The sequence below is a fragment of the Pseudomonas sp. W3I7 genome, assembly GCF_030816095.1.
Taxonomy (GTDB): Bacteria; Pseudomonadota; Gammaproteobacteria; order Pseudomonadales; family Pseudomonadaceae; genus Aquipseudomonas; species Aquipseudomonas salomonii.
On sequence record NZ_JAUSXP010000001.1, the window covers coordinates 4,818,676 to 4,841,206 of the forward strand.

Here is a 22,531-nt window from a genome sequence, read left to right on the forward strand (position 1 = left end):
TCGCGAAAGCGGAGGGTCAGCTCCTGATGTATTGGCTGACGCACCGCATTCGCGAGCAAGCCCGCTCCCACATTGGATCTGCGCCGTTTCAGCACATTCGTCCTGCGCGCCCATTACACGCTTCCCGGAGTTTCCCCATGACGGCCCATGCCGACCTTTCGCCGACCCTTCAACTTGCCATCGACTTGATCCGTCGCCCCTCGGTGACGCCGATCGATGCCGACTGCCAGAAGCTGATGATGCAGCGCCTGGGCGACGCCGGTTTTGCACTTGAGCCGATGCGTATCGAAGACGTTGACAACTTCTGGGCCACCCATGGCAAACACGAAGGCCCGGTACTGTGCTTTGCCGGTCACACTGACGTGGTGCCAACCGGCCCGGTGCAGGCGTGGCAGAACGACCCGTTCGACGCGTTGATCGACGAACACGGCATGCTCTGCGGGCGTGGCGCGGCGGACATGAAAGGCAGCCTGGCGGCAATGCTGGTGGCCTCGGAGCGTTTTGTCACCGACTACCCGGACCACAAGGGCTCGGTGGCTTTTCTGATCACCAGCGATGAAGAAGGCCCGGCGCACCACGGCACCAAAGCGGTCATCGAGCGCTTGGCGGCCCGCAAGGAGCGTCTGGACTGGTGCATCGTCGGCGAACCGTCGAGCACCACCTTGGTGGGCGACGTGGTCAAAAATGGTCGTCGCGGCTCCCTCGGTGCCACCCTGACCGTGCGCGGCGTACAGGGCCACGTGGCGTACCCGCACCTGGCGAAGAACCCGATCCACCTGGCCGCACCGGCGCTGGCGGAGCTGGCGGCCGAGCACTGGGACGATGGCAACACCTTCTTCCCGCCAACCAGCTTCCAGATTTCCAACCTCAATTCCGGTACCGGCGCCACCAACGTGATTCCGGGCGACCTGACGGCAGTGTTCAACTTCCGGTTCTCCACCGAATCCAGCGTCGAGGGCCTGCAACAGCGCGTGGCAGCGATTCTGGATAAACACGGCCTGGACTGGCACGTTGAATGGGCCTTGTCGGGCCTGCCATTCCTCACCGAGCCGGGCGCGCTGCTGGATGCTGTTTCGGCCAGCATCAAGGCGATTACCGGCCGCGAGACCAAGGCGTCCACCAGCGGCGGCACGTCCGATGGGCGCTTCATTGCCACCCTCGGTACTCAGGTCGTGGAGCTGGGCCCGGTCAACGCGACGATCCATCAGGTTAACGAACGCATCCTGGCCAGCGACCTCGATGTGCTGACCGAAATCTACTACCAAACCCTGATCAAGTTGCTCGCCTGATGCTCGCCTGCCCCCTTTGCAGCGCACCGCTCAACGCGGTGGATAACGGCGTGGCGTGCCCGGCCGGGCACCGTTTTGACCGTGCGCGCCAGGGTTACCTGAACCTGTTGCCGGTGCAGCACAAGAACAGCCGCGACCCAGGCGACAACCTCGCCATGGTCGAGGCACGCCGCGACTTTCTCAATGCCGGGCACTATGCGCCAGTGGCCAAGCGCCTGGCCGAACTGGCCGCCGAGCGCGCGCCGCAGCGCTGGGTGGACATCGGATGTGGCGAGGGTTACTACACCGCGCAAATCGCCGACGCCCTGCCCCACGCTGACGGCTATGCGCTGGATATCTCCAAGGAAGCGGTGAAACGCGCGTGCAAACGCAACCCGGCGCTGACCTGGTTGATCGCCAGCATGGCCCGCGTGCCGTTGGCGTCGGGCAGTTGCCAGTTTCTCGCCAGCGTGTTCAGCCCTCTGGACTGGGACGAAGCCAAGCGCCTGCTCAGCCCCGGCGGCGGTTTGATGAAGGTCGGCCCGACTGCCGGCCACCTGATGGAACTGCGCGAACGCCTGTACGACGAAGTGCGTGAATACACCGACGACAAGCATCTGGCGTTGGTGCCCGAAGGCATGAGCCTGGCGCACAGTGAAACGCTGGAGTTCACCCTGAGCCTGATCGAGCCCCGGGACCGCGCCAACCTGCTGGCGATGACGCCCCACGGCTGGCGTGCGAGTGCCGAGCGCCGTGCTGACGTGATCGAGGCCGCCGAGCCGCTGCTGGTCACCGTATCGATGCGCTACGATTATTTCGTGCTTCAATAACCGACTTTTAAGTATCCGCGAATGGATTTTCGAATCCCGCAACGAGGAACATCCATGCGCCAACCTGATATCGAGATTTACCTGAAAGACGCCGAGGTCGACTACAAGGCCATCGCCGCCTGGCTGGGCACTGCCCTCGGCCCGTGCACCGAGTGGGTCCAGAAAGGCCAGACCTACAAGTGCAAGGCCGGCAACGTGCCGGTCACCTGGCTGCCAAAAGCTGTGGGCAAGTGGAACAGCCTGTACCTGGAAAGCGACCAGACGCCGTGGGATGACGACATCGCCTGCGCCCGCGCCGCCTTTGCCGCGCTGAACGTCGAAGTGCGCTGCGCGCCGGGTACCTGGGTTGAGGAGGAAGGTGAGGAAAGCGCTGATACCTGGATTCGCATCAGCGCCGACGGTGAAGAGCAGATCACCTGGAAAACTGCATAACCCAAACCTGAAAACCCAATCAATGTGGGAGCTGGCTTGCCTGCGATAGCATCACCGCGGTCTGACTGATATACCGAGGTGTCTGCATCGCAGGCAAGCCAGCTCCCACCGTTGATTGGGTTGGCAGGACAAGGGTGTTACAGGCCCACCACATCCTCAGCCTGCAAGCCCTTCTCGCCGGTGACCACGGCATATTCCACCTGCTGACCCTCGGCCAATGAGCGGTGGCCCTCACCGCGAATGGCGCGGTAGTGCACAAACACATCCTTGCCGTCTTCACGCTGGATAAAGCCATAGCCCTTTGCATCGTTGAACCACTTCACATTGCCGGTTTCACGCGTTGCCATCTGTCTTACTCCCACATGCATTTTTATTGTTGAGTCGCTCGCATTGAACTGCCGAGTATAAGACAGGCTCAAAAACGATCAACTCAAGTTTACATCGCTGCTTTTTTGCCGATTTTCGGCGAATACGGCACACTACCCGCCCGAGCGCCTGCTCGGTTTTTTCCACTTGAAGCAGCACGCCTATGACCCGCTCCCCGTTCCGCCGTCTGGTGTTTGGCACCTTGCGCCGACTGTTGTACCTCTGGGTTCGCTCGGAGACGATCAATCAGTCGTCCCTAACCCTTAACCTGGACCGCAGCCGGCCGGTGTTTTACGTCCTGCAATCGCCTTCTCTCACCGAATTGGCGGTGGTCGACAAGGAATGCACCAAGGCCGGCCTGCCGCGCCCGGTACTGCCGGTATCGGTGGGCCCGCTGATGGAACCGGCGGCGTTTTTCTACCTCACGCCGGAACCCGACTGGCTCGGCCGCCAGGACAAGCGCGGCGCGCCGCCGACCCTGACCCGCCTGGTCAACACCCTGACCGAGCACGCCGAAGAGAATGCACAAATCATTCCGGTCAGCGTGTTCTGGGGGCAGTCGCCCGAAAGCGAATCCAGCCCATGGAAACTGCTGTTTGCCGACAGCTGGGCGGTCACCGGCCGCCTGCGCCGTTTGCTGAGCATCCTGATCCTGGGTCGCAAGACCCGTGTGCAATTCTCCGCGCCTATCAACCTGCGTGAATTGATCGAGCACAATAAAGGCCACGAACGCACCGTGCGCATGGCCCAGCGCATCTTGCGTGTGCACTTTCGTAACCTGAAGACTGCGGTCATCGGCCCCGACCTGTCCCACCGCCGTAACCTGGTCAAAGGCCTGGTCAACATGCCGCTGGTGCGCCAGGCGATTGCAGATGAGGCCGAACGCGAAAAAATCACTCCGGAAAAAGCCAAGGCCCAGGCCCTGCGCTACGGCAACGAGATCGCGTCGGACTACACCTACACCGCCATTCGCTTTCTGGAAGTGGTCTTGAGCTGGTTCTGGAACAAGATCTACGACGGCATCAAGGTCAACAATATCGAAGGTGTGCAAAAGGTTGCCCAGGGTTACGAGGTGATCTACGTGCCATGCCACCGCAGCCATATCGACTACCTGCTGCTCTCGTACCTGCTGTTCAAAAACGGCCTGACCCCGCCGCACATTGCCGCCGGCATCAACCTGAACATGCCGGTGATCGGCAGCCTGTTGCGCCGTGGCGGTGCGTTTTTCATGCGCCGTACCTTCAAGGGCAACCCGCTGTACACCTCGGTGTTCAACGAATACCTGCACACCCTGTTCACCAAGGGCTTCCCGGTGGAGTACTTCGTCGAAGGCGGGCGCTCGCGCACCGGGCGCATGCTGCAACCGAAAACCGGGATGCTGGCGATCACACTGCGCAGCTTCTTGCGCTCCTCACGCATGCCAATCGTGTTCGTGCCGGTGTATATCGGCTATGAACGCGTGCTCGAAGGCCGTACCTACCTGGGCGAGTTGCGCGGGGCGAGCAAGAAGAAAGAATCGATCTTCGATATTTTCAAAGTGGTCGGCGCGCTCAAGCAGCGCTTTGGCCAGGTCGCGGTCAACTTCGGCGAGCCGATCAAGCTGGCCGAGTTCCTCGACGCCGAGCAGCCGGACTGGCGTGCCCAGGAGCTGGGCCCGAACTACAAACCGGCATGGCTCAACGAAACCACCAACCGCCTCGGCGAGCAGGTGGCACGCCACCTCAACGAAGCCGCAGCCGTGAACCCAGTGAACCTGGTGGCCCTGGCCCTGCTTTCCACCACACGCCTGGCCCTGGATGAACAAGCCATGGCCCGCCAGCTGGACCTGTACCTGGCACTGCTACGCCGCGTGCCCTACTCGCCGCACACCACCTTGCCCGAAGGCGATGGTCTGGCGCTGATCAAGCACGTCAAGGACATGAACCTGCTCTCGGAGCAGAGTGACGCTCTGGGCAAGATTGTGTATCTGGATGAGCAGAACGCCGTCCTGATGACCTATTACCGCAACAACGTGCTGCACATCTTCGCCCTGCCGGCGCTGCTGGCGAGCTTTTTCCAGAGCAGCTCGCGCATGAGCCGCGAACAGATCCTGCGCTTTACCCGCGCGCTCTACCCGTACCTGCAATCGGAGCTGTTTATTCGCTGGTCGCTGGAGGCGCTGGACGCGGTCGTCGACCAATGGCTGGAAGCCTTTGTCGAACAAGGCCTGCTGCGTTTTGAAAACAACGTATACCTGCGCCCGGCCCCGAGTTCGCGGCACTTTGTGCTGCTGACGCTGTTGTCCAAGAGCATCGCCCAGACCCTGCAACGCTTCTACATGGCAATCTCGCTGCTGCTTAACAGCGGCCAGAACAGCATCAGCGCCGAAGAGCTGGAAGACTTGTGCACGATCATGGCCCAGCGCCTGTCGATCCTGCATGGCCTGAACGCGCCGGAGTTCTTCGACAAGAGTCTTTTCCGACATTTTATCCAGACATTGCTGGAGCAAGATGTGCTGCGCCGCGACGAGGCCGGGAAATTGAGTTACCACGACCTGCTGGGTGAACTGGCGGAAGGCGCGGCCAAACGCGTGTTGCCTGCCGAGATTCGCCTGTCGATTCGCCAGGTGGCCTTGCATCGCGTCGACGGCGCCGCTGAAGCGCCTGTGGAACCGGCAGAAAGCCGCTAGATTGACTGAGGCGCCGGGCTGTTTCCGGCGCCGTTGAAAAGGAGCTGTACATGAAAAAGATCATCCTCCTGGGCCTTACCGCCCTGCTCGGAGCCTGCCAATCCATGACTCCAGCCCCCAAGGCCAGCCTCGACGGCGAAGTGTTCTACCTGCAACGCATCGCCTTGCCGCCCACGGCCACCTTGAGCGTCAGCCTGCAGGACGTGTCGCTGATGGACGCGCCGGCGGTGACCCTGGCCGAACAGAAAGGCCCGGTCAAAGGCCAGGTGCCGCTGCCGTTTCACCTGAGCTACGACCCGGCGCAGGTCAAACCCGGCCACACTTACTCGGTGAGCGCTCGCATCGAGCTGGATGGCAAGCTACTGTTTATTACCACCGAACGCCACGCGGTGCAGCTCGATGGCAAGGACCAACAACCTCTGCGCCTGCGCGTTGATGCTGTCGCACACTGACCTTTTCCAGACCATAAGCCCGAACATAAGGAAGCGCTCATGCTCCGTCACTCTCTTCGCCTCACTGCCCTGTGTGCCGGCTTGCTGCTCGGTGCCAACGCCATGGCCCTGGACCTTGGCAGCCTGTCCCAGGGCGACGCCTCCGGCGGTCTCAAGGACGCCCTGACCCAAGGCGCTCAGATCGCCGTGAAGCAACTGGGAACGCCCGGTGGTTTCAGCAACAACCCCGAAGTGAAGATCGGCTTGCCAGGCAAGCTGGGCAAAGTCGCCGACAAGCTGAAGATGTTCGGCCTGGGTGACCAGGTCACGCAACTGGAAACCAGCATGAACAAGGCCGCTGAAACGGCCGTGACCCAGGCGCAACCGATCCTGGTCAATGCGGTTAAAAACATGAGCGTGACCGACGCCAAGGGCATTCTCAGCGGCGGGCAGGATTCGGCGACGCAGTACCTGAATAAAAGCAGCCGCGAACAGATCCGCGCCAAGTTCCTGCCGATCGTCAAGGCGGCTACCGACAAGGTTGGGGTTGCTCAGCAGTACAACGCTCTGGCCGGCAAGGCGGCAGCATTTGGCGCAGTGGATGCCAAAAGTGCCAACGTTGAAAACTACGTGACCGAACAGGCGCTGGACGGCTTGTTCAAGATGATCGCGCAGCAGGAAGAAACCATTCGCAAAAACCCGGCGGCCGCGGCCACCAGCCTGGCGAAGAAGGTGTTTGGCGCGCTGTAAGCTCCTCAAACATGCTGGATCTACTGCGCCAAGGCCGCTTACCACGGGCCTTGGCGCAGTTGTTTCAGGCCAGGCCCATTAACGATTCAGCGTAAAAAGCGGATAGGTAGGCCTGTAGGATGAAGGCAGCTCGTGGAACGTGTGTTGCTGTGGATACGGCCTGTCATGGTGGGTCTGGGTTGGATGGGTATAGCCCGCGTATGGCCGGACTGTATGAGGACGATTGTGGTGATAGTTTGTTGCATGCCCCGGCCTATACCCATTTCCGGCATTGTGGCGCGGTAAGTTATTGCCCAGCAGGGCTCCGAGAAACGCACCTTTGAAAGCCAATACAGCATCAAAAAAAGCCATCTAAAACTCCATAAACTCATTGAAAAAGGCCGGACTGCCGAATCGGCAAAATCAAAACCTGTGCCTGTCCATCAGGCAATTCTGAGTGGAGTAAAAAAGACAAACGTTCCAAAGCCGCACACGTCGGTTTGCATCCGCATGTGAATCAGTGAATCACCGCCCCTGCCAATCGCCCCATCATGATTGTGGCAAAACAACCGATAGCCACAGAGGCCATGCGGTTGATCTTCAAGGGGGTCAACCAGGCTTTCTGAACCCCTTCAAAACGGCTGCCCAGTACGATCCAGGCGGTGCCTACCGGTAGCACCACCAACGCCAGCAGGGTCATGAACCCGACATAGCCTGGCAGCGACGTGAAGGTGCCGAGCGGCGCGATAAACGAAACAATCAGCAGGCCCTTGGGGTTCATCACCGTGAGCCAGAAAAAATGCAGGCTGGAAAATCGATCGAGGCTTGAGTCGGCGATGCTGGTGTGGCGTTGCCACAGCGTGAATGACAATTTGAGCAGATAGCAGGCCGCCGCCATTTGAGTGGCTTTCACCGCCCACGGTGACCAGGCCGAGAGATAAAACAACACCACGCCCCAGACAGAGACTTGCAGCAGATAAGCCAGGCATTCAATCAATGCCATACGCCACGAAGCGGCAAACCCAAACAACACACCCGCGCGTAACAGCAGCGTGTTTGTCGGCCCAGGCACGACCAGTAACAACACCAGTGCAGAAACGGTCCCAAACATGAAGGTTTTCCTCGGTTGGAATGATCACGGGCCCTCCCACCGATAGCGCTACTACGTCAGCGTGAATGACCAGGCGACAGTCGCTACCATCAAAATCGCGAAGCTTACGTTAAGTCGTCGACTCCAAACGGGATGGATGAACAACTTGCGCATCCGGCTGCCTGCAAAAAGCCACAAAAAATCGAATACCACGCAAACCAATAAACAAATAAACGCTTTTGTACCCTGCTCCCAGCCCGGCGTCGTACCCAAGGTGAAACTGCCCAGTAACGCTGCAAACGCGGCATACGCTTTGATATTCGCAACCCCCAGCACAAAACCGGCACCCCAGCCCGGCGTGACCACGGCTTGCTCATCCTGAATGGGCGGTGCCGTGCCAATGCGGTAAGCCAACCAAAAAATATAAACAATAGAGATGACCGTCAGTGCCACCGCCAACCCGGGAAAGCTGTGCAAGACGACGTACAGACCCGAGGCAACCAACGCCATGGCAATCACTAAACCCAGGGTGATCCCGACAAAAAACTCAAACGAGCGTTGCATGCCATACGCCGCGCCGCTGGCTGCCAGCGCCAGGGTGGCGGGGCCGGGGCTGGCAAGTAAGGCGATAGCTGCGAGGGTAAAGGTGAATATCGCCTGGTAAACACTTAGCGTGACATCAAACATGTGAAGCGCCTCGGTAGCTTTATTCAAAACTTAATGAAACCGCACCGCCTTGTAGTTGGAACTCAACGTTAGCACCCCTCACAACCACCACGCACTGGACCGCTTTGCACTTTCATACACCCATTCAATAAAATTTATAGCAAGTTAAAAACACTCACTCAAACACCGCCGCATCGTTTAGCCGGCGGTAACTTTTGAACGCAGCTGTAATTCGCACATTCAAGAATAAAAAAATAGATGGAAACCTTTTAAAAATCCATTCTTTTTTCAGGGATCTGTGGTATGTAAGATTTTCACGCTATTTCATCAATGTTCGTAAGGTCCATCTAATGAAAAGGCTTACAAAAAACGATCAGACACTCGATGCAATTGATCGCGCGCTGCTGATCGCCCTGCATCAGAATGCGCGGGCGTCTATCCGCGCACTTGGCCGGCAGGTGGGGTTATCTGCCCCAGGTTGCAGCGAGCGTCTCAAACGCCTGGAGGTGGCAGGGGTTATAAGCGGGTTCAGCGTAGAGTTGGACGCACACGCTCTCGGGTTTGCGCTTCAAGCTCTGGTGCGGGTAAAACCGCTGACGGGGAATTTTCAAACCGTGGAGCAGTTACTGTCAGAAATGCCTGAGTGTATTGTTTGTTACAAGATTACCGGCGAAGACAGTTTCGTCTGCCATCTGTACACACACTCCGTCAGCCACCTTGACCAGACATTACAAAAAATAACGCCGTTAGCCGACACCAACACCTCCATTATAAAAACCGTTGAGAAAAAACTGCCCCCACTCTAATCAAACAAGTGGGAGACATTCAGGCTTAAACAGCAGTTATCGGATTTCAGGCTTTTCCCACACCCGCCAACACTAACTACACGCCTTCGTCTCCCGTCATGAACTAGTGCGCCTCCTTCTTAATGCGAAACCAGGCCGCATACAGGGCCGGCAAGAACAATAACGTCAACGCCGTCGCCACAATCAAACCGCCCATGATTGCCACCGCCATCGGCCCGAAGAACACGCTGCGCGACAGTGGAATCATTGCCAATACCGCCGCAAGCGCCGTCAGTACAATCGGGCGGAAGCGTCGGACGGTGGCTTCGATGATCGCTTGCCAGGGCGTGAGCCCGGCTTTGATGTCTTGTTCGATCTGGTCCACCAGGATCACCGAGTTACGCATGATCATGCCCGACAGCGCGATGGTGCCGAGCATGGCGACAAAGCCGAAGGGCTGGCGAAACACCAGCAGGAACAAGGTCACACCGATCAAGCCCAGCGGCGCCGTCAGAAACACCATCGCGGTGCGTGAGAAACTGCGCAGTTGCAGCATCAGCAAGGTCAGCACCACCACGATAAACAGCGGCACGCCGGCCTTGACCGAGTTCTGGCCACGGGCCGAATCCTCGACGGTGCCGCCCACTTCGAGCAGGTAACCATCCGGCAGTTCGGCGCGCACACCTTCCAGGGTCGGCAGGATCTGCTGGACCAAGGTCGCCGGCTGTTCCTTGCCGTAGATGTCGGCACGCACGGTCACCGTGGGCAGGCGATTGCGGTGCCAGATGATGCCTTCTTCAAAGCCATACTCAAGGGTCGCAATCTGCGACAACGCTACGCTTTTGCCGTTGTCGGTCGGCACCGCCAGGCTCGGCAGCAGCGACAGTTCGGTACGCTCATGCACGGTGCCGCGCAGCAGGATCTCGATCAACTCGTTGTCCTCGCGGTACTGGCTGACGGTGGAGCCGGTCAAGGAGCTTTGCAGGAACTTCGACAGGTTGGCAGTGCTGACGCCCAGCGCACGGGCACGGTCCTGGTCGATATTCAGGTAGACGATCTTGCTCGGTTCCTCCCAGTCCAGGTGCACGTTGACCACGTGGGTATTTTCGCGAACCTTGGCCGCGACCTTGCGCGCCAGGGCACGGACTTCTTCGATGTGCTCGCCGGTCACGCGAAACTGCACCGGGTAGCCCACGGGCGGGCCGTTTTCCAGGCGCGTGACGCGTGAACGCAGGTCGGGGAATTGCTCGTTAAGGGTCTCGATCAGCCAGGTGCGCAGGCTTTCGCGTTCTTCAATGGTATTGGCCAGCACCACAAACTGCGCAAAACTGGCAGCCGGCAGTTGCTGGTCCAGCGGCAGGTAGAAACGCGGCGAACCGGTGCCCACATAGGCCACATAGTTGTCGATGCCGGCATGTTCCTTGAGCAAGGCTTCCAGGCGCTTGACCTGGTCGGCGGTGTTGCTCAGCGAGGCACCTTCAGCCAGTTTCAGGTCGACCATCAGCTCCAGGCGACCGGAGGCCGGGAAGAACTGCTGTGGCACAAAACGGAACAGCGCCACCGAGCCGATAAACAACAACAAGGTCAATACGATCACGGTTTTGCGCCGACGCACACACCATTCGACCAAGCGTCTTACACGCTGATAGAAAGGCGTGCCGTAGGGATCCGGCCCATCCGTGCCGTGTTTGGCCGCATGAATCTTCGCCAGGTCCGGCAGGAGTTTTTCCCCCAGGTACGGCACAAACACCACGGCCGCGACCCACGAGGCCAGCAGGGCAATGGTCACCACCTGGAAGATCGAACGGGTGTATTCGCCGGTGCTCGATTGCGCAGTGGCAATCGGCAGGAAACCTGCGGCGGTGATCAATGTGCCGGTGAGCATCGGGAACGCGGTGCTGGTCCAGGCAAAACTCGCGGCCTTGAGCCGGTCGTAGCCTTGCTCCATTTTGATCGCCATCATTTCCACGGCGATGATTGCATCGTCCACCAGCAAGCCCAGGGCCAACACCAAGGCACCGAGGGAGATTTTGTGCAGGCCGATGCCCAGGTAATACATGGTCGCAAAGGTCATCGCCAGCACCAGCGGAATCGCCAGGGCCACCACCATGCCGGTGCGTACGCCGAGGGAGAAGAAGCTCACCAGCAGCACGATGGCCAAGGCTTCAGCCAGTACCTGAACGAATTCGCCGACACTGGTTTTCACCGCCGCCGGCTGGTCCGAGACCTTGCGCAGCTCCATGCCCGCCGGAAGGTTCTTCTGCAGGCGGGCAAATTCGCCTTCAAGGGCTTTACCCAATACGAGAATGTCGCCGCCGTCACGCATCGCCACGGCCAGGCCGATGGCGTCCGCGCCCATGTAGCGCATGCGCGGCGCCGGTGGGTCGTTGAAGCCGCGGTGGATTTGCGCCACGTCACCGATGCGCAAGGTGCGGTCACCGACGCGGATCGGGAAGTTACGGATCTCATCGACCGTTTTGAAGTTACCCGAGACGCGCAGTTGCACGCGTTCCGTCGGGGTTTCAAAGAAACCGGCGGTGGAGACAGCGTTCTGTTCTTGCAGTGCCTGCTGCACCGCAGCCAATGGCAGGCCGAGGGTGGCGAGCTTGAGGTTGGACAGCTCGATCCAGATCTTCTCGTCCTGCAGGCCCAGCAACTCGACCTTGCCCACGTCCGGCACGCGTTGCAGCTGAATCTGGATACGGTCAGCGTAATCCTTGAGCACCGCGTAGTCGAAACCGTCACCGGTCAGGGCGTAGATATTGCCGAAAGTGGTGCCGAATTCATCGTTGAAAAACGGCCCCTGGATATCCGGCGGCAAGGTCTGGCGAATATCGCTGATCTTCTTGCGCACCTGGTACCACAGCTCCGGGATTTGCGCCGAGTGCATCGAATCGCGGGCTATGAAGGTAACCTGGGATTCACCGGGCCGCGAGAACGAGACAATGCGCTCGTACTCGCCCGTTTCCATCAGCTTTTTCTCGATGCGTTCGGTGACCTGCCGCGAGACTTCCTGGGCCGTGGCGCCCGGCCAGTTGGTCTTGATGACCATGGCCTTGAAGGTAAACGGCGGGTCTTCACTTTGCCCCAGCTTGGTGTAGGACAAGGTGCCGACCACGGCCAGCAGGATCATCAGGAACAGTACGATCTGGCGATTACGCAACGCCCATTCGGAAAGATTGAAACCCATCGGGGACTACTCCTTGGCCGCCAGATTCACAACGCGGTTGGCGCGATCCACTGGGCGCACTTGCTGGCCCTCATGCAGCACATGCACGCCCGCCGCGATCACCCAATCGGTGGGGGCCAAGCCTTCGAGCACCGGCACGGTTTTTTCACCGAAAGCGCCGATGCGCACCGGGGCTCGTTTGAGGGTGTTGTCCGGCTGTACCCGCCAGACGTAGGACGCACCGTTCTCCGCACTCAGGGCCGACAGCGGCACGGACAGCGGGACAACACCGTCGGCCTGGATAAAGACGCGTGCGCTCTGGCCCAGCTCTGCGCGGACTTTGCCGCCGGTGAAGGCGACGCGCGCAGCGAAGGTGCGGGATTTTGGGGTCGGCGGCCGGTGAGAGTTCACGAATGCGCCCGGCGAAACGCTGGTCAGGCTGGCTCCACAATTCCACCGACACCGGCTGGCCGATCTTGAAGCGGCCAAAACCTTGCTCGGGCAGGCTGATCGACACTTCGCGCTCGCCATCGGTGGCCAGGGTAAACACCGTCTGGCCAGCGGACACCACTTGGCCGACTTCCACCGCGCGCTTGGCGACCACGCCATCTTGAGGCGCGCGCAACACGGCATAGCCGGCCTGGTTGCTCGATACGTCGAACTCGGCCTTGATCTGCTTAAGGCGTGCAACACCTGTTCGGTAGAGGTTTTCGGAATTGTCATACTGCGAGCGGCTGACCATCTGACGGTCCATCAGGGTCTTGTAGCGGTCGCGTTCGGCGCGCACCAGGCTCAGGTTGGCTTCGGCGGCGGCAACCTGGGCGCGGGTAGCTTCCAGTTGCAGGCGCACGTCCTGGGGGTCGAGCTCTGCCAATGGCTGGTTGGCCTTGACCCGCTCGCCCTCCTCCACCAGGCGCTTACTGACTTTGCCACCGATGCGAAAGGCCAGGTCCGGCTCATAACGGGCGCGTACTTCCCCCGGAAAACTGTCCATCGCCAGTGCCGAAGGCTGCGGTTGAACCACCATGGCCGGGCGAATGGTGGTTTGGGCCGCTTCTTCATGGCCGCAGGCGGCCAACAGGAAGATCAGGCTGACAGGCAACGCAAGGGGCAGGAAAGTACTGCGCATGCTGAAGGACCTTTCGCAAATGGAGCTAGGAATAATTATACTGGCCGGTATGTTATTAATACCAAACTCACCAGTCCAGTATTAAAGGTGAAAATGTCCGACAATCCTGTAAACACCAATAGCCCCGGGCGTCCCAAGGACATGGCAAAACGCCAGGCAATCCTCGAAGCAGCCAAAATCCTGTTTTTGAGCAATGGCTACGCCAGCACCAGCATGGATGCCGTGGCCCTTGAGGCCGGCGTGTCAAAACTGACGGTGTACAGCCACTTCACCGATAAAGAGACCTTGTTCACCGCCGCCGTCGTGGCCAAGTGCGAGGAACAGTTGCCGGTGATGTATTTCGAGTTGCCCGAGGGCATGCCGGTGCACACCGTGCTGCTGAACATCGCGCGCGGCTTTCATCGGCTGATCAACAGCGAAGAATCGGTGAACCTGCACCGCCTGATGATGACCACCGGCAATCAGGACGTGAAACTCTCGCAGATCTTCTTTGAGGCCGGGCCGATGCGCATGCTGCAAGGCATGGAGCGCCTGCTCAGCCGTATCGACCAGAGTGGCGCCTTGAGCATCGACAAACCGTTTACGGCGGCCGAGCACTTCTTTTGCCTGCTCAAGGGCACGGCGAATTTCTGCTTGTTGTATGGGTGTGGCGGGCAGTTGAGTGAAGAAGCCGCCGAAGCGCATGTGCAGGAGGTGGTGGGGTTGTTTATGCGGGCGTATCGGCCTGAAGACTTGTAGTGTTTGGAAGGACGCTTTCGCGAGCAAGCCCGCTCCCACAGTTGGAATGCATTCCAAGGTGGGAGCGGGCTTGCTCGCGAAGAGGCCCTGGAGGCCAGTGAAAATTTAAGGTTTAAGCGCTTTCTTCGGATAGATGTCATACCGGCTGGACTTGCCATCCAACGCATGACTCGGTTTCGGCCCGTCAATGCACGGCGCCTTGCGCGGGCGCTTGACCACGACGCGGTGGCTGGCCAGGGCCAAGGCCGCAGCGAGTAAGGCTGGAGCATCCGGATCATCGCCCACCAATGGGCGGAACAGGCGCATCTCCTTCTTCACCAGCGCCGTTTTCTCACGGTGCGGGAACATCGGGTCCAGGTAGATCACCTGCGGCGGCTCACCCTGCCAGTTGCGCATCACCTCGATCGAGTTGCCCTTGAGCAACTGCATGCGCGCCACAATCGGCGCCACTTCAAAGTCATCCGCGCCGCGGGCCAGGCCGTCTTCGAGCAAGGCGCCGATCAACGGCTGGCGCTCGATCAGGCTCATCTCGCAGCCAAGGCTGGCGAGTACGAACGCGTCCTTGCCCAGGCCTGCCGTGGCGTCGAGTACCCGTGGGCGCACGCCTTGGGCCACGCCGACCGCCTTGGCGATCATCTGCCCGCTGCCGCCCCCATAGAGACGCCGATGCGCCGCGCCGCCTTCGACAAAATCCACGCGTACCGGCCCCGGCGCGTCAGGCCCGAGCTGTTGCAATTGCAGGCCGTGTTCCCCGACTTGCAGGGAAAAGTCCGCCTCATCCAGTTGCAAAGGCAGGCCAAGCTGCGCGGCCCAGTGCTCGGCGCGGGCCTTGAAACCGTCGGCCAAAGCCTCGACCCGAATGCGGCTGGCCGCTGGTTGTTCGCTCATCAATCGCTACGCTCAAAAATATTAAGGATCGGCAAACGACGGCCGATAAAAACAACAGTCAGGTATTTTGCCAGAGCTGAGCGTCGACCGAGAAAAATGTCAGACATTCTTCCCCTAACCATCGGTGTACTGCCGACCCACAACCACTACGGCCTGCGCAACACTCAAGCGCTGGCCGGGGTGAGCCATGTGTGGCAGGACTTCTTCGCCCGGGCGTTGGCCGAGCAACTTGGCGATACGCCGGGCGCGCTGGCGGCCAAAGCCTCGGCGCCGAGAGACCCGGCGGTAGAACCCAGCGAAGGCGCCGACCTGTTGTCGCAGATCCTCACCCAGCGTGAGTGCGACGTGCACGACACCGAGATCGCCCCGCCGGAACCGCTGTTCCTGCCCATCGCCGAATTTGACACCGAGCTGCTGCCGCCACCTGCCACGCCGTTCCCGGCAGAAGAAATCATCGCCCAGCAGCGTCAGCAAAACTTCGAAAGCGGCTGGGTCCGCCCGATTGTGCTCAATGCCGGCCACCCGCCGCCTGAGCCTGGCCCTGCGCCGCAGCCCCAGCCGTTGCACCTGCCGATTGCCGAATTCGAACTGGACCTGCTGCCACCGCCCGCCACGCCTTACCCGGCCGAGGAGCTGGTGGCGCAACAAAAGGCGCTGGACTTCGATTATCACTGGGCGCGTCCGCTGATCCTCAACAACCTGCGCCTGGCGGCCTGATTCAATCTTTGAAAAAACCGTTGGCCTGGCTGAACGGCATCTTGCGTTCAGTGAAGGTAAAGGTGCCCAGTTCATACACCTCCTGCGCCGCCCGATAGAACTCGCCATACGCCGCCAGCGCCATGGCCGAGCCGACGCTGATACGGCGCACGCCCATCTCGCTCAACTGCGCCACACTCAGGTTCAAGCCGCCGGACATCAGCACATTCACCGGCTTGGGCGCCACCGCCTTGACCACCGCGAGCACTTCTTCGGCACTGCGCAAGGCGGGGGCGTAGAGCACGTCTGCACCGGCTTCGGCGTAGGCTTGCAGGCGGCGGATGGTGTCAGGCAAATCCAGGCGGCCATGCAGAAGGTTTTCTGCACGGGCGGTGAGCGTGAAGGCAAATGGCAAGCTGCGGGCAGCGGCGACGGCGGCTTCCACGCGCTCCACCGACAGGTCAAACGGATAGATCGGGTCGACCGCGATGCCCGTGGCGTCTTCGATAGAGCCACCCACAATGCCGCAGGCTGCGGCGCGCAGGATGGTCTGGGCGCAGCCTTCGGGGGTGTCGCTGAAGCCGTTTTCCAGATCAGCCGCAACCGGCAGCGCAGTGGCCTGCACAATCGCCGAAGCATTGGCCAAGGTGTCTTCAAGGGATAATGCGCCTTCCGCGTCCGGGCGCCCGAGGCTGAACGCATAGCCCGCACTGGTGGTGGCCAACGCTTCGAAACCCAGGCTGGCGAGCATGATGGCGGAGCCGGCGTCCCACGGGTTGGGCATCACGAACGCGCGATCACGCTCATGCAAGGCCTTGAAGGTTTCGGCGCGAAGGGTTTGGGCATCCATGGCTGACTCCTGTCGGAAAAAGGAGCCCTAGAGTAACCCCAGTTGCTCCACTGCGGGTTCCCGATGCAAGGTCGGCAGCGCTGGCAAACCCGGCAAGCGCAGCATCAACTGTTGGTGAAAACGCAGTGCCAGTTGCGCGGCGAGGCGGTTATCCGAGGTGTGCAGGAACACATAAGGCGTGCGCCCCTCTTCGATCCAGCCAGCAATTTTTTCCACCCATGGGATCAGGAATGGGTCGTTGGCCTCCAGTTCCGGATGACCGATGAAGCGCACCTGGGGAAACTGCGTCAACGCCGCCGGGCGTGTTGGCACCTTGGGCTTTTTCGACTGGGCGTGCAGCACGGCCGCAGAGGTGGAAGTGCAACTGAACAGCGCACGCGGATCGAGGCAAATACGCTCGACGCCACGGTCGCGCAACAGCCGGTTGAGCCTGCGCTCGGCATCACCCTTGGCGAAGAACTCCGGGTGGCGCACTTCCACGGCCAGCGGGCGCTCCAGGCCGTCAATAAAACCCGCCAGCTCGCCCAGGCGTTGCGGCGAAAAGCTCGCTGACAATTGCAGCCACAGTGGCGAAACCCGTTCACCCAAGGGGCTCATCAAGCCGACAAAGCTTTCTGCTGCCGGCAATTGCTCGCGCAGGTCGCCGCCGTGGCTGATGTCTCCCGGGAATTTGGCGGTGAAGCGAAAATCCTCAGGCATGATTTCAGCCCAGCGCTGCACCGTGGCGGCCGAGGGGCGGGCATAAAACGTGGTGTTGCCCTCAACGGCGTTGAAGACTTGGGAATACAAAGCGAGGTAGTCGCCGGAACGGGCATCGGCTGGGTACAGGTACTCGCGCCAGGCGTTTTCACTCCAGGACGGGCAGCCGATGTAGTAAGGCAGGCGCATCAGATGTGGATGTCGAGACCCAGCACTTCCATATCCCATTCGACAAAGCCGGCGGTGGTCAGGTAGCTGGCCAGCGCGGTGGCGACGCTTTTGCTCATGGAACGGGGGAAGACCATGTCTTGCTGACGGGCAGGTAGGCCACTGATGCGTGCAGCGCCAGAACCCTGGGCACTGGGCTGCGACTCGGACTGAACCTCGATGAAGTCCGGCGAATCTTCGACGGACTCGTCTACCGTGACGTTCGCCTTGCGCGGCTTACGCTTGAGTGGGTAGGGCTGTGAGGAAAAACCGTCTATACGCATACATGCAGACTCGGTATCAATGATGGCAATTTAGCGGCACTTTCCGTGGTGCGCAAATGCTCTGGTGATAACTAGAACACATAATTTGTAAAAGGTTTACAAACCGGGGCAAATTCTGACGATTGGCGGATTTGCTGGTGTGTCGCACTTACTGTGGCGAGGGAGTTTGCTCGCGTTGGACTGCGCAGCAGTCCCGATCCATTAACAGCGGGGCCGCTTCGCGGCCCAACGGGAGCAAGCTCCCTCGCCACAATTAAAGGCCGCGTTCAGCCTTGGTTTGCGCAACTTTATCGCGCAGGTAAACCGGTGCAGCCTGGTCGGCCGGAATCGCTTCGCCGCGCTCGAAAGCAAAGCGCGCCAGGGTCAGCAAGTCTTCGGCGTGGGGCAACATTGTTGCATCTTCGCCAGCCAGCTTTACGTCGATGCGCTCACCGTAACCCCAACCAGTGCCAGCGCCGAACCAGTCGCCGCTGGCATCAGCAGGCAACACCGATGATTCCGGAGCCTGTACGGCTTCCACGCCCACCAGACGCATTTCGCCAGCAGTTTCGCGGTAGCAGCCCCAATACACTTCATCCATGCGCGCATCAATCGCCGCCGCCACCTGCGTCGCGCCGTGTTCACGCAATGCACGCTGGGCCAATACCGCAAGGTTGGACACCGGCAGTACCGGGCGCTCCAGCGCAAAGGCCAGGCCCTGCACTACACCGATGGCGATACGCACACCCGTAAAGGCGCCTGGGCCACGGCCAAAAGCAATCGCATCCACGGCTGACAGCGTGGTGCCCGCCTCTTCCAGCAGTTGCTTGATCATCGGCAACAGCTTCTGCGCATGCAGACGCGGGATCACCTCGTAGTGGCTCGTGACCTTGCCATCGTGCAGCAAGGCGACGGAGCAAGCTTCAGTCGCGGTGTCCAGGGCCAGCAGGGTGCTCATCGGTGTAGGTGTCCAAGTCGAAAAAAAGTGCGCCAGTATAAACAACAACGGCCCGCAAGCGGGCCGTTGTACGCAAAGCCGATCGAAGGATCAGCTCAGTGCTTGCAACACCTTGGCGGTGATGGCTTCTACCGAACCCACGCCAGGGATGTGGCTGTACTTCGGCTTGCCTTGGGCAGTCGAAAGCTTCTGGTAGAAATCCACCAGCGGCTTGGTCTGTGAGTGATAGACCGACAGGCGATGACGCACGGTTTCTTCGGTGTCGTCCTTACGCTGCACCAGGTCTTCCCCGGTCACGTCGTCTTTGCCTTCAACCTTTGGCGGGTTGTAGACGATGTGGTACACGCGGCCCGAGCCTTCGTGAACGCGACGGCCCGCAATACGCTGAACGATTTCTTCGTCTTCAACTGCGATTTCAACCACAGCGTCCAACTCAACGCCGGCTTTCACCAAGGCTTCTGCCTGGGGAATGGTGCGTGGGAAACCGTCGAACAGGAAACCGTTCTTGCAGTCTTCCTGGCTGATGCGTTCCTTGACCAGGTTGATGATCAGGTCATCGGAAACCAGGCCGCCGCTGTCCATCACGCTCTTGGCGATCAGGCCCAGCTCGGTGCCGGCCTTGACGGCAGCACGCAGCATGTCACCGGTGGAGATTTGTGGAATGCCGAATTTTTCAGTGATGAACTTTGCCTGAGTACCTTTACCGGCCCCGGGAGCTCCCAGCAGAATGACGCGCATCGATGTGCTCCTCAATTTTTTATAGAGATGACGCTCGGATTCGCCGCGTGGGGCCAATCTCGTAAAAATGTGGGTCCTGGCCGATCAAACGGCCAAAGGCTGATCAAGATACACAGCGGGCTCTATCCATACAAGCCGCCAAAAGTCGCAAGAACCGCGCCCGGCATGCAGTCATAGGTAGGGTGTGCCTGAGTGCAACCCCGCCCCATAAACGCCGACCGCCCGTTTCCGGGCGGCCGCCGTTGTTTATCCGCAAGCCTTTGAGAACACGCAGAAAACCTCAGCCAGTGTTGCGCAAACCGGCGGCAATACCGGCCACAGACACCAGCAGCGCCTGTTCCAGAGGGCTGTCCTGCGCCGCCTCTTGCTGGCGCGAGCGCGCGAGTAATTCGGCCTGCAACAGGTGCAGCGGGTCGAGATAAGTGTTGCGCAGGCGAATGAACTCAAGCGTGTCGGGGCTATGGGCCAGCAGTTGCGACTGGCCGGTCAGGCCAAGCACCACGCTGCATGCCTGCGACAATAGGTCGCGTAAGTGCGCACCCAATGGCAGCAGGTCCGGCTGCACCAAACGCTCGTCATACAGCCGCGCGATGTCGGCATCGGCCTTGGCCAGCACCATCTCCAGCATATCGATACGGGTGCGGAAGAATGGCCATTGCTCGCGCATCTGCCCCAGCAACTCGCCTTCGCCACGCTCCAGCGCCTTGCTTAATGCCGCTTCCCAGCCTAGCCAGGCGGGCAGCATCAGGCGGGTTTGGGTCCAGCCGAAGATCCATGGAATCGCGCGCAGGCTCTCGATACCGCCCGCACGACGCTTGGCCGGGCGACTGCCCAATGGCAAGCGGCCCAACTCCTGCTCGGGCGTGGACTGACGGAAGTATTCGACGAACTGCGGATTTTCCCGCACCACGGCGCGGTAAGCACTGACACCGTCTGCTGCCAATTCATCCATTAAATGCCGCCAGGCCGGCTCGGGCGGCGGCGGTGGCAGCAGCGTGGCTTCCAGCACGGCAGCCAGATAAAGGTTGAGGTTCTGCTCGGCAATGTCCGGCAGGCCGAACTTGAAGCGAATCATCTCGCCTTGTTCGGTCGTACGGAAACGCCCCGCCACCGAGCCTGGCGGCTGCGACAGGATCGCCGCATGCGCCGGGCCGCCACCACGGCCAACAGTGCCGCCACGACCGTGAAACAACAGCAGCTCCACTTGTTGCTCGCGGCAGATATCCACCAGGCGTTCCTGGGCCCGGTACTGTGCCCAGGCGGCGGCGGTGGTGCCGGCGTCCTTGGCCGAGTCCGAATAGCCGATCATCACTTCCTGCGGGCCTTGCAAACGCGCGCGATAACCCGGCAATTGCAGCAGGCGCTCCATCACCGGCCCGGCGTTATCCAGGTCGGCCAGGGTTTCAAACAGTGGCACCACGCGCATCGGCCGTTGCACGCCCGACTCTTTAAGCAGCAGTTGCACGGCCAGCACGTCCGACGCGGCACCCGCCATGGAGATCACATAAGAGCCGAGCGATGCAGCCGGTGCGGCGGCGATTTCCTTGCAGGTGTTCAACACTTCGGCGGTGTCTGCCGACGGCTTGAAATAACCTGGCAGCAGCGGCCGGCGATTGGTCAGTTCTTTGCTCAGGAAGCTGATGCGCGCTTCTTCGTCCCAGTCTTCATATCGGCCCAGGCCCAGGTAATCGGTGATTTCGGTCATGGCCGCCGAGTGCCGGCTGGAATCCTGACGCACGTCCAGGCGCACCAGGAACAAGCCGAAGGTCACGGCGCGGCGCAGGCAATCGAGCAACGGGCCATCGGCGATCACGCCCATGCCGCACTCATGCAGCGACTGATAGCACAGCTCCAGCGGGTCAAGCAGGTCGCGGTTGTTTTGCAGCACCTCGGCCGGCGCCGGCGTGCTGGCCGTGAGCGCGGTATGCGCCCATTGGCGCGTGGCGCGCAGGCGTTCGCGCAGTTGCTTGAGCACGGCACGGTAAGGTTCGACGCTGTCCCCGACCTTGGCTTGCAACGCAGGGCTGGCCTGCTGCATCGACAGCTCGGACGCCAAGTGATCGACATCGCGCAAATACAAGTCCGCCGCCATCCAGCGCGCCAGCAGCAACACTTCGCGGGTGACCGGCGCGGTGACATTCGGGTTGCCGTCACGGTCGCCGCCCATCCACGAGGCAAAGCGAATCGGCGCCGCCTCAAGTGGCAGGCGCAGGCCGGTGGCGGCGTGCAAGGCTTGGTCGGCCTTGCGCAAATAATTGGGAATGGCGTGCCACAGCGAATGCTCAATCACCGCAAAGCCCCACTTGGCTTCGTCCACTGGCGTGGGCCGGATGCGGCGGATCTCTTCGGTGTGCCAGGCTTCAGCGATCAGCCGCTGCAAGCGCTGGCGGATCTGCTCGCGCTCGGCGCCGGTGAGGTCGCGGTGATCCTGCAACGCCAGTTGTGCGGCAATCGCATCGTATTTCTGGATCAGGGTGCGACGCGCCACTTCGGTCGGGTGGGCGGTGAGTACCAGCTCGATCTCCAGGCGTGCCAGCTGGCGGGCCAGGGACTCATTGCTGTGCCCTTCGCCTTGAAGGCGGGCCAGCAACTCCGGTAACACGCGGGACTCGAAGGGCGCCGGCTGCGATTCATCGCGCCGATGGATCAGTTGGTATTGCTCGGCGATGTTGGCCAGGTTGAGGAACTGGTTGAACGCGCGTGCCACGGGCAGCAGTTCGTCTTCCTGCAACTGATTGAGGCGGGTGCTCAACTCATCGCCGGCACCGCGTCTGTCAGCCTTGGCGCCTTTACGAATCTGCTCGATCTTGTCGAGAAAAGCATCGCCGTACTGCTCTCGAATGGTGTTGCCCAACAATTCACCCAGCAGGTGAACATCCTCACGCAAGCGTGCATCGATATCACTCATCAACCAATCTCCAGCCAGAAATC

General features: G+C 60.6%; 20 protein-coding genes and 1 pseudogene. 9 read left to right on the top strand and 12 right to left on the bottom strand.

The window, feature by feature from the left end; genetic code table 11:
* Nucleotides 1–137: 137 nt before the first annotated feature.
* Genes dapE through QF043_RS22320 form a run of 3 tightly spaced genes read left to right on the top strand, consistent with a single transcriptional unit; the run spans nt 138 to nt 2,530 of the window.
* Entirely contained in the window at nt 138–1,289 is a 1,152-nt protein-coding gene (dapE, locus tag QF043_RS22310) for a succinyl-diaminopimelate desuccinylase (RefSeq protein ID WP_307420208.1), read from the top strand.
* Nucleotides 1,289–2,098 carry a putative RNA methyltransferase gene (locus QF043_RS22315; protein ID WP_307420209.1) on the top strand — a complete coding sequence of 270 codons (810 nt, stop codon included), beginning with the start codon at nt 1,289–1,291 and terminating at the stop codon, nt 2,096–2,098. The genes dapE and QF043_RS22315 overlap by 1 nt, the downstream gene beginning before the upstream one ends.
* Nucleotides 2,099–2,152: 54 nt before the next feature.
* Nucleotides 2,153–2,530 carry a hypothetical protein gene (locus tag QF043_RS22320; protein ID WP_307420210.1) on the top strand — a complete coding sequence of 126 codons (378 nt, stop codon included), beginning with the start codon at nt 2,153–2,155 and terminating at the stop codon, nt 2,528–2,530.
* 137 nt (nt 2,531–2,667) lie between these two features.
* On the opposite strand, the gene QF043_RS22325 is transcribed toward QF043_RS22320, so the two are convergent.
* Entirely contained in the window at nt 2,668–2,877 is a 210-nt protein-coding gene (locus QF043_RS22325; protein WP_003219353.1) for a cold-shock protein, read from the bottom strand.
* Nucleotides 2,878–3,059: 182 nt separating this feature from the next.
* Here QF043_RS22325 and plsB point away from each other — a divergent pair, with 182 nt between their 5' ends.
* Genes plsB through QF043_RS22340 form a run of 3 tightly spaced genes read left to right on the top strand, consistent with a single transcriptional unit; the run spans nt 3,060 to nt 6,745 of the window.
* Nucleotides 3,060–5,564: a glycerol-3-phosphate 1-O-acyltransferase PlsB gene (gene plsB, locus QF043_RS22330; protein WP_307420211.1), complete on the top strand. Its 2,505-nt coding sequence runs from the start codon at nt 3,060–3,062 to the stop codon at nt 5,562–5,564.
* 50 nt (nt 5,565–5,614) lie between these two features.
* The gene (locus QF043_RS22335) at nt 5,615–6,016 is read left to right on the top strand and encodes a YbaY family lipoprotein (protein WP_307420212.1); all 402 of its coding nucleotides are present in this window, start codon (nt 5,615–5,617) and stop codon (nt 6,014–6,016) included.
* A gap of 39 nt (nt 6,017–6,055) precedes the next feature.
* Nucleotides 6,056–6,745 (top strand): DUF4197 domain-containing protein, encoded by a 690-nt coding sequence (locus tag QF043_RS22340; RefSeq protein WP_307420213.1) that lies wholly within the window; start codon nt 6,056–6,058, stop codon nt 6,743–6,745.
* Nucleotides 6,746–7,241: 496 nt separating this feature from the next.
* Here QF043_RS22340 and QF043_RS22345 read toward each other — a convergent pair whose 3' ends face one another.
* Complete coding sequence (locus tag QF043_RS22345; protein ID WP_307420214.1) at nt 7,242–7,835, bottom strand: threonine transporter RhtB; 594 nt, start codon at nt 7,833–7,835, stop codon at nt 7,242–7,244.
* Between the two features lie 51 nt (nt 7,836–7,886).
* A complete protein-coding gene (locus QF043_RS22350) occupies nt 7,887–8,501 on the bottom strand; it encodes a LysE family translocator (protein ID WP_307420216.1) in 615 nt (204 codons plus the stop codon).
* Between the two features lie 194 nt (nt 8,502–8,695).
* Here QF043_RS22350 and QF043_RS22355 point away from each other — a divergent pair, with 194 nt between their 5' ends.
* Nucleotides 8,696–9,286, top strand: a complete 591-nt coding sequence (locus tag QF043_RS22355; RefSeq protein WP_307420217.1) for an Lrp/AsnC family transcriptional regulator — start codon at nt 8,696–8,698, stop codon at nt 9,284–9,286.
* Nucleotides 9,287–9,389: 103 nt separating this feature from the next.
* Here QF043_RS22355 and QF043_RS22360 read toward each other — a convergent pair whose 3' ends face one another.
* Both QF043_RS22360 and QF043_RS22365 read right to left on the bottom strand, forming a co-directional pair.
* Entirely contained in the window at nt 9,390–12,455 is a 3,066-nt protein-coding gene (locus tag QF043_RS22360) for an efflux RND transporter permease subunit (RefSeq protein ID WP_307420218.1), read from the bottom strand.
* Nucleotides 12,456–12,461: 6 nt separating this feature from the next.
* A pseudogene (locus QF043_RS22365) lies at nt 12,462–13,563 on the bottom strand (efflux RND transporter periplasmic adaptor subunit).
* Between the two features lie 93 nt (nt 13,564–13,656).
* Here QF043_RS22365 and QF043_RS22370 point away from each other — a divergent pair.
* On the top strand, nt 13,657–14,301 hold the full coding sequence (locus QF043_RS22370) for a TetR/AcrR family transcriptional regulator (protein WP_307420219.1): 645 nt from the start codon (nt 13,657–13,659) through the stop codon (nt 14,299–14,301).
* 105 nt (nt 14,302–14,406) lie between these two features.
* On the opposite strand, the gene QF043_RS22375 is transcribed toward QF043_RS22370, so the two are convergent.
* A complete protein-coding gene (locus QF043_RS22375; protein ID WP_307420220.1) occupies nt 14,407–15,189 on the bottom strand; it encodes a class I SAM-dependent methyltransferase in 783 nt (260 codons plus the stop codon).
* Between the two features lie 96 nt (nt 15,190–15,285).
* Between QF043_RS22375 and QF043_RS22380 the strand changes: the two genes are divergently transcribed.
* Nucleotides 15,286–15,906 carry an energy transducer TonB gene (locus tag QF043_RS22380; RefSeq protein WP_307420221.1) on the top strand — a complete coding sequence of 207 codons (621 nt, stop codon included), beginning with the start codon at nt 15,286–15,288 and terminating at the stop codon, nt 15,904–15,906.
* Between the two features lies 1 nt (nt 15,907).
* On the opposite strand, the gene QF043_RS22385 is transcribed toward QF043_RS22380, so the two are convergent.
* From QF043_RS22385 to ppc, 6 genes are all read right to left on the bottom strand, one after another.
* Nucleotides 15,908–16,735, bottom strand: a complete 828-nt coding sequence (locus QF043_RS22385) for an isocitrate lyase/phosphoenolpyruvate mutase family protein (RefSeq protein WP_307420222.1) — start codon at nt 16,733–16,735, stop codon at nt 15,908–15,910.
* 27 nt (nt 16,736–16,762) lie between these two features.
* Nucleotides 16,763–17,623, bottom strand: coding sequence for a DUF72 domain-containing protein (locus tag QF043_RS22390; RefSeq protein WP_307420224.1), 861 nt, complete (start codon nt 17,621–17,623; stop codon nt 16,763–16,765).
* Nucleotides 17,623–17,925: a hypothetical protein gene (locus QF043_RS22395; RefSeq protein WP_307420225.1), complete on the bottom strand. Its 303-nt coding sequence runs from the start codon at nt 17,923–17,925 to the stop codon at nt 17,623–17,625. Before QF043_RS22395 ends, QF043_RS22390 begins: the two co-directional genes overlap by 1 nt.
* A 253-nt stretch (nt 17,926–18,178) precedes the next feature.
* A complete protein-coding gene (tsaB, locus tag QF043_RS22400) occupies nt 18,179–18,862 on the bottom strand; it encodes a tRNA (adenosine(37)-N6)-threonylcarbamoyltransferase complex dimerization subunit type 1 TsaB (RefSeq protein WP_307420226.1) in 684 nt (227 codons plus the stop codon).
* 90 nt (nt 18,863–18,952) lie between these two features.
* Nucleotides 18,953–19,600 carry an adenylate kinase gene (gene adk, locus QF043_RS22405; protein WP_307420227.1) on the bottom strand — a complete coding sequence of 216 codons (648 nt, stop codon included), beginning with the start codon at nt 19,598–19,600 and terminating at the stop codon, nt 18,953–18,955.
* Between the two features lie 280 nt (nt 19,601–19,880).
* Nucleotides 19,881–22,508, bottom strand: coding sequence for a phosphoenolpyruvate carboxylase (gene ppc / locus QF043_RS22410; RefSeq protein WP_307420228.1), 2,628 nt, complete (start codon nt 22,506–22,508; stop codon nt 19,881–19,883).
* Nucleotides 22,509–22,531: the final 23 nt, after the last annotated feature.